This is a genomic window from Nocardia carnea (genome assembly GCF_029869215.1).
Lineage (GTDB): Bacteria > Actinomycetota > Actinomycetes > Mycobacteriales > Mycobacteriaceae > Nocardia > Nocardia carnea_B.
The window spans coordinates 82895-93579 of sequence record NZ_JARWPM010000198.1 but is presented as its reverse complement, the minus strand read 5'-3'; the positions used below and the strand labels follow the sequence as shown (position 1 = coordinate 93579).

Genomic DNA, 10685 nt, shown 5'->3' with positions numbered 1-10685 from the left:
GTATTCGGTCCGGGAGTGACCGACGGCGGCGGCGCCTCGGGTTCCGGCCGGTAGACCGGCGGCGGTTCGGCCAGCGAGGCGTGTTGCGGGGTGGTGGGCGCGGGGGCCGGGGGGGGGGCGGCGGTGGCGGGCGGGGGGGGGGGGCCGCCGCGGGGCCCGGGGCACGGGCCGGGGGTTCGGGCCGGGGCGCTGCGCCCGGTTGCCCTCATACGGATCGGGCGGATCGAACTCGAACGCCAACTGCGTGCCCTGCCGAGGACGCGGCGGCGGCGACGCCGACGCCGGTGCCGGCGCTGCGGGAGGCCCGGCAGGGGCGGGTGTCCGTCGGACCCGGGCAACAGGGATCGGCAGCGGGTACTGGCCGCGGTGATTGGCGCGAATCCCGCTGTAGGGGTCTGGCGGGGTGAAATCGAACGCGAGCTGGCGGCCTCGCGATCTCGGGCGGGTCGTCGGCCCAGGGGCGGTGCCGGGTGAGGCCGGAGCCGATGTGGTGGTGGCCGACTGCGACGGTGGTGTTGCAGGACCCTGCGTTCGCCGGACCCGGTGGACTCCTTCGAGGGGCAACATCAGCTGGCCGTCCCGCGTCGACCGTGTCCGCGCATACGGGTCGGCGCTGCCCACTGCAGCGGCGGCACCTCGGCGGCCGTTGCCCACCCTGTTGGCAGTGGCTGCGTTGCCCTGTGGGGTGGGGCGTCGAATCGCCGTGGCGGCAGCCTTCTCGCCGCTCTTGAGTAGGCCGAAGGTCTTGTAGGCGACGTATCCGCGGACCAGGGATCCGACCATGCTGCGGCCGTGGCCGATTCGCATGGTCGACATCAGCCAGAACGGGATCTTGATCAACACGCCCATCAGGGCGAGCCCGATGATCAGGCTCACGACGCCGTCCATGTTGGGCCCGAAGAATCCCCATCCTCCCGGGGTGAGGAAAACCCGCAGGGTGGTGACCAACACCAGCGACTGGACCACCTGAATCGCCAGACACGCGGCGAAGGAGCGCCACCACCAGCGAGCGATCGAGTCCAGACCAGGCAGCGCATGACACATCAAAGCCAGTGGTGCCGCTACGATCAGGATGATGGTGATCGCGACGCGCACGACGTAGGTGATGAGCAGTACCACCAGCATCACGACAAGCGCAGTTCGCAGCAGAACCAGGAAGATTCCGTTCCCGGTGACCGACCCGGTCAGTTCCTTCAGCGCGGTGGTGGCAGAGTCGGACTCGACCCCGCTACCGGCGAATGCCTCGGCCAGCGCGTTCGCGAACACGATCGCCTGGGTCGCCAGCAGCATGCTCATGGCACCGGCAATGAACCCGACCACGATCCGTGGCAGCAGTTCTTGCAGTGACCAGCGGGTCTGCAATGTTTCGCGGACCATCAGCAGGATGCCAGCGGCCACCACCAGCAGCCCGTACATGGCCAGCATCAGATGCCACGACGAGTCCCACAACTCACCGACCCGCGGCAAGTCACCGGGCTCCGGGGTGGTCAACAGTGTTTGCGACAGTAGCTCGAGCAGCGGATTGAGCGCCGAATCCACCAGGCGGGCAAAGAAACCGTCGATAGCATTCGCGACACAACCGGAGATATTGCGAATTCCGCAGTCGGAATCACCTGTATCCGACGGCTCAACCGGTACTTGACTGGAGTCGCCCGGCCAGGAGCCGCGCGGAGTAGGCGACGGAGTCGCGGGTGTGCTCGGACCTTGCGATGTGGGCGGAGGCGTGGGCGTCGGCGCGGTCGGTGCCGGTTGCTGGGGTGTCGTCGCCACCGGCGGCGGTGGCGGTGGGGCGGTGGGCTCGGCGGCGGCAGTCGCACCGATGCCAACCCCGACCACCAGCATCGCGACCACGGCCGCCACCACCCGCAACGGCCAGCCTGTTCGGGGGTTCGGTGGTGAGGTGCCGATTGGGAAGGCCGCGGTCATGGTCAGGCACCCACGATCGACTTGAGAACGGCGACGATCACCGGCGCGAGCATCGCCAGGCCGTAACCCAGGCATGCAGCGCGCAGCGCGGTCTTGGACTTCTCGACCTCGCTGGGGTCGCCGGAGGCCAGCACATAGCGGGCGCCGCCGATGGTCAGGAACACCGTCGCCAGCCCGGCAAGGATGCCGACCAGCCAGTTCCGGATATTGTCGAGTACCTGGTCGAACGACTCAGCGATGGCGAGTACCGAAACGGGTTCTGCCGCAGCGGTACCCGCGGTCGCTATGGCGGTCAGCGCCACCGCCGCGAATACCGCGATCGGGGCAAGGGCCCGCCGGATGGTGCCGGGCTGGGCCGTCCGGTGTGACGAGGTCGCAGAACGAACTTCAGGGAAACCGATCATGCGCATCGGCGATTCACCTCCACCTGGGTTGCCGGTTGTGCGGGGGCAGCCGATGTCCGCCCGCACTGGCTACTCCGCGTTTGCGAGCCACATTTGGACCTGGGAGTGTCCGGAAAATCGCCAGATCGGCCAGCGCGGGTAGTCGGCTGCGAGGTGGTGAAGGCGGTCTCCGCCGCGGGAGTACCTGTTGAACCCGACCGCCGCGGTGCGTGCTCGCCAGTGATCTCGCCGTGCCGTGTGGTGTTGTGCAGGCCGACAGCGAGGATCGCCGAGCCGAGCGGGCTGAGGGCGTACTGCCACGGCGGCACACCACGACGCCCCACACCGGGGCGGGTACGACGGCAACGGGTGAGCACCCCGCGACGGGTCAGCGCCGTCAGCCTTTTCCGTGCGGTGTCGACGCTGGGGAACAACAGGTCGGCGACCTGGTCGGCACTCAGACCCTGCTCAGCATCGAGCAGCCGCAGCACTTCCAGGTCCCGCTCGGTGAGTCGCTGTCGCTGCGCGGCCACTTCTGAGCCCTGGTCGTCGGCCGAACAGGACAGGAGTTGCAGGGCGCGGTGCTCGACGGTGCTGGTGCGTGCCGGATCGGTGGCTGCCGTGCGCGCGACCAGCCAGTCGAGGAGATCGTGTTCGCCTCGCTGGCGGGTCTTGCGCAACGCCCAGTGCGACAACCCCGTCGAATCGCTTGCCAGAGAGGTCACCGACCGCCCCTCCAGCCGGGTGGCGGCGATCAACTCGGCGACCTCGGCGGTAATCACGTTCTCCGCGACCGCCTCGGCGAGAATCTGTTCGGGATGCCCCGCCGGGGCCCACATCACCTGCACCGGTTCGTCCGCTCTGGTGTCGATGTCGGCTCCAGTGCCGACATCCGCACCGGGCACGGGGGCAGCGGCCTCCCGCCGCACCCAAGCCCGGCCACCACGGAACAGCGCCCACCGCAGTCGGAACCACAGAAACGGGCGCTCGACATCTATGCGCGGCAATTCGGCGAAGAACTCGGCCAACAGATCGGCCTCGATGTCAGCGCGGTCCTCGCGCCGGCGAGGTCCGAACACGCTGGCCATCCCCGCCAACATCGGTGCCGCCATCCCGGCACACGCCAAGGCTGCATCCGAACCGTGGGTTCGAGACCGGCCGATCAGCCACACCCAGACCGCATCCACGGTCTCGATCGGCAGCGCCGGGTCCGACAGCACCTGCCGCAACTGGCCCCAGGTATCGACCTGCCTGCCGAGTCCCGATACCTGATTCCTCACGACAGGTAGCGGGTGATCGGCTATCCGGTCGAGCGCCGACCGCACGACCGCCAGCGGCGAAGCTTCCGCATGATCCGGCCTCTCCGCAGAAATACTGTAATTCGCATTCATTGCCATTCCCCTTGCTCGAAGCGTTGATAAATCCGACTCGGCAAGGACACAGAACGGCCGCCACCAAAAAGCCTCCGAATAACCTCCAAACGACCTCGAGATGACCTCCGGCCGATCACCGATCAGCCGGATTCGACCACACGGAACCGGTACGGGAGCTTGAGCGCGGTGCCGGGAAACTGCTATCTACCAGGGGTTGTGTACGTTTGGTGGCGTTCCGGTGGCGCTGTACACCGCGCGAGAAGCTTTCGGGTGGACCGTCGAAAAATTGGCGTCAGATGTGGCGCTCTACAACTGTGGATATCGAAGATCGATCAGTCGATTTGCATAGTTTTCGGGACGGTTCGATGTCCAAAAACGGCGAATTCGTGAGGAGTTGACCAGTGCACACATCCCATGCACTGGAATCGACAAGGACCGCGCCGATGACCGAACACACCCCAGTCCGCCGCCGTCGCCACACCGGCTCGTCCGGCTCGCGCCGCGCTCCGGCGGCCGAGGTTCCCTCAACCATCTGGGCCTCCGGAACCGACCCGATCGACCCCACCGACCAATGGCCGACGCCGATCGTCTCCCGCGCCGTCACCGAGTTCTCCCGCCCCGGAGACCAAGTGCTGCTGGCGCCCCCGGCCTCAACCGCCCCCGACACACCCTTCCCGACGCCGGACACTGCCGACGTGCTCGCCGTGATCGACAGCCTCGGCCGCGACAGCCTGATCGAACGCCCCGATGCTCACCAACATCGGCCACCGCACGAAGGAGCTGTTGCCCTCGTCCTGGCCAGCCTGCTCGCTCCCGAGGCCACATCACCTTCGGCAGTCGACGAGATCGTCGCGCTCGCCGCAACCCGGTTGAACCCCGGCGGCGTGCTTGTCGTGTTCACCCGCTGCACGCACACCCGCGACGGTGTCCTGCTCGATCCGACCGGCTGGACAGTAGCCGCCGGTCAGGCCGCCGACCTGCTGTTCCTTCAGCACATCGTCGCCGTCCCGATCGCGGGCGACACCGTCGCGGCACCCGGACTCGACAACACCGGGCACGCCCGCACGCACAGCATCGTGCATACCGATATCACCGTTCTTTTGCGCCCCTGATCGCCGCAGTGGCCCTGCCGTACTGGGCCCCGCCGTACGACGCTGGGCACACGATGGCGGCATGTAGCTCCTGACCACCGAATCTCGAATCGAGGCACCTTTCGATGACCGCAACCCACAAAACGGAGAACAACATCGCCGCGGTATCGGTATGGCCGACCGCGCAGGCCGCGCCCGCTACTCAACGCACCGGCCGCTACCACCCCGACAGCGTCAAACACCCCGCGAAAATGCTGCCCGCCATCGCCGCCCACGCCATCGAGGCATACACCCACCCCGGGGACCTGGTCCTGGACCCGATGTGCGGCATCGGCACCACCCTCGTCGAGGCCCTGCACCGAGGCCGCCGCGCCATCGGCGTCGAATACGAAACCCGATGGGCCGACCTCGCCCGCACCAACATCGACCTCGCCTACGGTGCCGGCATCGACCTCGACGCTGCCGTCTACCAAGGCGACGCCCGAAAACTTCCAACTCTGCTTCCTGCCGACCTGCGCGGCCAGGTCGACCTCGTCATCACCTCACCCCCATACGGCGACTCCACCCACGGTCACGTCCGAGTCAAGCCCGGCGAAGGCGTCCGCAAGTACGACCACCGCTACGGAGCCGTCCTCGACCGCGGCAACCTCGCCAACGTCGGCATCGGCCGGCTCCTGACCGGATTCACCAGAATCCTCACCGGCGTCGCCGACTACCTCAAACCCGGCGGACACGTCGTCATCACCGCTCGCCCCTGGCGACAGCACGCCGAACTCATCGACCTACCCACCCACATCACCACCTGCGGCACCCTTGCCGGACTCACCCCCGTCGAACGCTGCGTCGCACTCCTCGGCCGCCTCGCCGACGACGACATCATCGCCCGAAGCAGCTTCTTCCAGCGCGACTTCATCGTCAAGAACCGCCGCGGAGGGCTTCCCGTTCACCTGATCGCACACGAGGACGTCATTGTGCTCGAGCGCAGGGACGTGCCAGATTCGTTGCAGCTCAAGCAAACTCATCCAAACCGGAGTTTGGTGTCGACGGCTGCCTGGGTCGACCGCAAATGGGCGGCATGAACTACGAGAATAGCCACGCGGGAGAACCGGGTTCGCCGGAACCCGGTTCTCCCTGCCTCCGGAAGCAGGTCTCGCGAGGCCGTGGCCGTGCCGGAATGGACATCGCCGCCGCGTTCTAGGATCAAGCCAGTGGGGAACGTTGTAGAAACCGCTGAGCTGGCCTCGTCATTGACAAGATGGCTCTCCGAAGTCCGGGTCACCGGCCTGTCCGCGCGGGAAGCGACAGCGTTGATCACCCAACACACGGTCCGGTGGGGGCACGCCAACGGTTGGACGGTCGACCTCGAGCGAGAGGCATTGATCGCCAGGCGTACCGGACGGCGGATGTACCACGGCCATTTGGACGTCTTCTGCTGGCGCGACGACCATTTGCCGTGCATCGCCATCGAGATCGACCGCTCGAACAAGCGATGGTCGGTGGAGAAGCTGCTCGCCGAGGCCGACACCGGCAACATCGCACTCTGGGGGCGCTGGTACGGCACGACACGAATCGCCGTGCCGGACACCGTCGGCCTCGTCGACATCAGCGCTACGGCAGGGTTCGAACGCCCCAGAAAGGAAGCCCGCCGGAGGGAACGGCGAGCGCCCGGCGCACCCGGCGCATGACCACCCTGCCGCGTCAACCGGCCATCTGTCCAGGCTGGTGTACCGGCAGGCCCGGGTTGGTGAACCGGAGGCGGGGAGCACCGAAAGGGCAGGGCATTCCGAGGTGTCGCAGGGCGTGATTATGCTCGCGCGACATGGAGCCCGCCACCGCAGCCATCGCTGATCTTGTTGCCGCGATCACGCCTATCGACGAGGTTGAACAGCAACACATCGAGCAGACACTGGCCTGGCTCGCCCAAACCAATGACATCTTCCGCCGAGTTCCACCAGCGACTCCACCGCAGCACTTGGTCGCGTACGTGGTCTTGGTCGACCCCACCGAGCGCGGCATCTACCTCGGTAGACACCGCAAATCCGGTCTCGAACTCCCGATGGGCGGGCACCTGGCTCCCGGCGAAGACCCATGCACTACGGCGCGGCGGGAAGCACGCGAGGAACTCGGGTTCGACCCGAGATTCGATGTCGTTGGGGATAAGCCCCTGTTCCTGACAGTGACTCCCACCGTCGGCCCCACCGCTGGCCATGTTGATATCTCTCTGTGGCATGTCGCTCGGGGTGACCGGGCCCAGCACTACGACCTCGATCCCGCCGAGTTCGACGGGGGCCGCTGGTGGGACCTCGACCCCACGGCCTGCCGAGCACCGATCCCCACCTCCCACGCTTCATCCGCAAGCTCGACACCGTCCTCCAACCCGCTGCCGCTCGATGACTACGCTGGTCGTCATCCGCGGTAATTCCGCGTCGGGCAAATCGACCGTCGCCGCCGGCCTCCAACGTCGCTTCGAGCACGGCCACTGCGCGGTCATCGGTCAGGATGTAGTGCGACGGCAGATTGTCCGTGAGCGCGACGAGCCCGGCGGGTGGAATATCGAGCTGATCGAACATATCGCGACACTGTGCCTGGCCCGTGGGATGGTGACGATCGTGGAAGGCATCCTCGACGCCGATCGCTACGGGGCGATGCTGCACCGTCTCGCCGACACCGCCGGCTGTGCACTCCACTACGGCTTCGACCTCACCTTCGACGAAACTCTCGCTCGCCATGCCGGCCGGCCGCAGGCCGCAACGATTCCTCCTGACCAGATGGCCGAGTGGTATCACGGTTGGCAACCCCTGTCCTACGTTGAGGAGGTCCGCATCGACTCCAGCTGGAGCCGCGACTCCATTATCGAGCGGATTCACACCGACATCCTCGCCACCGACCGACTCCGCTGACGGTCAAATGAGGCGCGGCAGGCAATATTGGATTGCCTGCTGGCGCAGTGAGTCCTGATCGTTCTGTACATGATCGTGCGCCGCCTGACCGCCGACGGCTGGCAGACAGCCCGAACAGTGCGCCTCGACGCACTCGCTGGTAGCCCCGCAGGCACCTTCTCCACCACCTACGAGCAGGCACTGGCTTGGAGCGTCGACCAGTGGAAGCGCTGGACCCGGACTCGGGCGATGTTCGTCGCTGAGGAGCACGACACAGTGCTCGGATCCGCCGCCGTGCGCGTTGCAGGAAACGGACGAAAAAGTTGTCCGCGCCGCGCATCTCGAATTGGCCGAGGGCGATAGCTTTCCGTTTGCATTGGGTCTTGAACCCGATATGAGCTGGGCGGACTATCTCCGCGCCCGGGAGGAACAGCGGCAGGGTGCCAATCTGCCGGATGGCATCGTGGCCTCCACATATCTGCTCGCAACTGTTGACGGCCAAGTAGTCGGTCGAACCTCGATCAGACACACCCTCAACGAGGGCCTACGTCGACGAGGCGGGCACATCGGGTATGCCGTGCTGCCCCAGTACAGGCGGCGTGGGTACGGTGGCGCCATTCTCCGCCGCAGTATCGTCGTTGCCCGGTCGATCGGTATCGACCGGATACTGCTCACCTGCGACGATTCGAATCTCGGATCGCGACGGATCTTCTCTGAACTGTCTGGGCTTCATTGACTGCCAGAGTTCGTCGCACTGCCGAATTGAGTCGCTCGCGGCTGCGCGACCTACAATGCAGACTGTGACTACCGTCAATCGTTGGCTAACCGACGTCGAGATCGAAAAATCCAAGGAAGAGACTCGTAAAAACGCCCAAACCACATTCCGACACCACTACGTGCCAAGAATGTATCTCAAGCGGTGGACTACCGACGGTAGCGGGGAAATTCAGGTCACAAACGTTGACACCAAAGAATCAAATTGCGTACCCATAGAATCGACAGCCGTCGAGGATAACTTCTATCAAATATCGGCACCCGACATCGATGCCGACGCAAATCCAGACATGTGGTTCGAGACCCACATGGGACGCATAGAGGGCCGGGCCGCGAACTGGCTTCGCGCGCTCGACGGTCAGCCCGATGGGAGGATCAAGGATAAAAACCTAATCTCCAACCTAGCCGTATACATCAGCCTACAAAGCCAGCGCACCCAGCGTGGGCGACAGACCGACGTGGGCATCGACGCAGCAGTGAACCGTTACGGAGCCAGCCATATTCTGAACATTACCGGCCTGCTTCCGATCTTATGTCGCGAGTACGGCATTGAGTACTCAGAAGCGAGACACCAGGCTATCGTGAATCAGATACTCGCCAAGCGGGCCGTCAGCAGCGAAACCAAGCCCAAGGCAATCGATGCAGCCATCGGCGCCTGGAAGAACGTTCTCGCCCCGCTGATTGAAAACGATCGAGACTACTGGCTGGCAAGCTCCACAGGCGATCTATTGACCTGCGATGAACCCGTACTCGGAATTCCAACGAAGCGAAACACTCGCCAGTTTCCGGTCTCGATAAGAAATTCTGAAATAATTGTATTTCCGATCAGTCCTAATCGACTCCTAATTCTGAGCCGGAAGAATGTGAAGATCAAGCCCCCGTTCGAACTATCTTCGACTGAGGCAAAGTTTCTAAATCGCGAATTCTGCTACAACTGCAATCGGCTGGTTTTCGAAAAAAGCGGAACCTCGATCGCATCGCAGATTCAGATCCCCAACTACCCAGAGAAGCAGGACTGGTCAAGTAGCATCACCTCCGCTCCGGAGTTCGCTCGCGCCGTTCTCCTGCCGACCCGATGGACCGACGCGCCCCATTCGCCGCAGTGGCCCTTATCTCGATGGACCACTGACTAGGCCGCGTTTCATAAGCCCGATGGTGTGGGGACGGAACCCGTTGTCCGGGTTGAGAAGTTGGTGATATGGCGAGGTCTCCGGTAGTTGGTTGAACGACCAAGCACAACCGGAAACCAACCGGAGACCTCGTGAACAGCGTAACGGCAACGTGCCGTGCGGATCTGACCGATGCTCAGTGGGCGAAACTGGAACCGCTACTACCTGCTGGTATGAAGCCGGGCCGGCCACCGCGGTGGTCGAAACGACAGTTGATCGACGGGATCCGGTGGCGGATCCGGACCGGCAGTCCGTGGCGTGATATTCCGAGCGTGTATGGGCCGTGGCAGACGGTGTATGGGTTGTTCCGCCGCTGGCAGCGTGACGGCACGTGGGAATCGGTGCTGACCGCACTGCAAGCCCACGCCGATGCGGGCGGTGAGATCGAGTGGACGGTGAGCGTGGACTCCACGATCGCCCGCGCGCACCAGCATGCGGCGGGTGCGCGCCGCGACTTCGCCGGCCAGGTCGAGGCGGCGGGTGGTTTCGACGACGAACCCGCTGACCACGGGCTGGGACGGTCGCGGGGCGGGTTCACCACGAAGCTGCACCTGGCCGCCGACCAGGGGCAGCGGCCGCTGGCGCTGGTGGTCACGCCTGGTCAGTGGGCTGATTGCCCACAGTTCACGACGGTGCTCGGCGATATACGGGTGCCGCGGCTCTCGGTCGGTGGTACCCGGTCGCGGCCGGATCGGGTCCTGGCCGACAAAGCCTATTCTTCGGCGGCCAACCGTGCTTACCTGCGGAAACGCGGGATCAAGGCAACCATCCCGATCAAGGCGGACCAGGCAGCGCATCGTGTGGCCAAGGGCAACGCCGGTGGCCGGCCGCCGGCGTTCGACCCTGGTCTCTACAAACTCCGGCACGCCGTGGAATGCACGATCAGCCGCCTCAAACAGCACCGCGCTGTCGCCACCCGCTACGACAAACTCGCTGTCCGTTACCTGGCCACGGTCCGCGTCGCCGCAATCAACCTGTGGTTATCCGGCCAAGGCTTATGAAACGCGGCCTAGGAGCACGATGCGGACACCCTGGCCACCGGAGTCGGCGGCGCTACCACCTATCGATCCCCTAAAGGGGTAGCCGTAGC

General features: G+C 65.2%; 10 protein-coding genes and 1 pseudogene. 8 read left to right on the top strand and 3 right to left on the bottom strand.

Translation table 11 applies throughout. From position 1 onward, the window contains the following. The 3 genes and pseudogenes from QH276_RS13490 to QH276_RS13480 all read right to left on the bottom strand — a co-directional run. Positions 1–1539 (bottom strand): annotated as a pseudogene (locus QH276_RS13490) (hypothetical protein); the annotation flags it as partial. A gap of 389 nt (positions 1540–1928) precedes the next feature. Beyond that, on the bottom strand, positions 1929–2336 hold the full coding sequence (locus QH276_RS13485; RefSeq protein WP_228792423.1) for a pilin: 408 nt from the start codon (positions 2334–2336) through the stop codon (positions 1929–1931). Further along, the gene (locus QH276_RS13480) at positions 2327–3700 is read right to left on the bottom strand and encodes a replication-relaxation family protein (protein WP_054814849.1); all 1374 of its coding nucleotides are present in this window, start codon (positions 3698–3700) and stop codon (positions 2327–2329) included. Before QH276_RS13480 ends, QH276_RS13485 begins: the two co-directional genes overlap by 10 nt. A 425-nt stretch (positions 3701–4125) precedes the next feature. Here QH276_RS13480 and QH276_RS13475 point away from each other — a divergent pair, with 425 nt between their 5' ends. The 8 genes from QH276_RS13475 (at position 4126) to QH276_RS13440 (ending at position 10596) form a co-directional block, all read left to right on the top strand. Next, complete coding sequence (locus QH276_RS13475) at positions 4126–4794, top strand: hypothetical protein (protein ID WP_043737879.1); 669 nt, start codon at positions 4126–4128, stop codon at positions 4792–4794. A gap of 104 nt (positions 4795–4898) precedes the next feature. Further along, complete coding sequence (locus QH276_RS13470) at positions 4899–5852, top strand: TRM11 family SAM-dependent methyltransferase (protein ID WP_082393303.1); 954 nt, start codon at positions 4899–4901, stop codon at positions 5850–5852. Between the two features lie 129 nt (positions 5853–5981). Further along, positions 5982–6458: a hypothetical protein gene (locus QH276_RS13465; RefSeq protein ID WP_156371217.1), complete on the top strand. Its 477-nt coding sequence runs from the start codon at positions 5982–5984 to the stop codon at positions 6456–6458. Between the two features lie 134 nt (positions 6459–6592). Continuing rightward, a complete protein-coding gene (locus QH276_RS13460) occupies positions 6593–7192 on the top strand; it encodes an NUDIX domain-containing protein (RefSeq protein ID WP_082393302.1) in 600 nt (199 codons plus the stop codon). Beyond that, positions 7164–7673 (top strand): AAA family ATPase, encoded by a 510-nt coding sequence (locus QH276_RS13455; protein WP_043737884.1) that lies wholly within the window; start codon positions 7164–7166, stop codon positions 7671–7673. Before QH276_RS13460 ends, QH276_RS13455 begins: the two co-directional genes overlap by 29 nt. A gap of 280 nt (positions 7674–7953) precedes the next feature. Continuing rightward, complete coding sequence (locus QH276_RS13450) at positions 7954–8388, top strand: GNAT family N-acetyltransferase (RefSeq protein ID WP_068049986.1); 435 nt, start codon at positions 7954–7956, stop codon at positions 8386–8388. Between the two features lie 64 nt (positions 8389–8452). After that, positions 8453–9559 carry a DUF4238 domain-containing protein gene (locus QH276_RS13445; RefSeq protein ID WP_157227746.1) on the top strand — a complete coding sequence of 369 codons (1107 nt, stop codon included), beginning with the start codon at positions 8453–8455 and terminating at the stop codon, positions 9557–9559. 128 nt (positions 9560–9687) lie between these two features. Next, a complete protein-coding gene (locus QH276_RS13440) occupies positions 9688–10596 on the top strand; it encodes an IS5 family transposase (RefSeq protein ID WP_043737886.1) in 909 nt (302 codons plus the stop codon). Positions 10597–10685 lie beyond the last annotated feature (89 nt).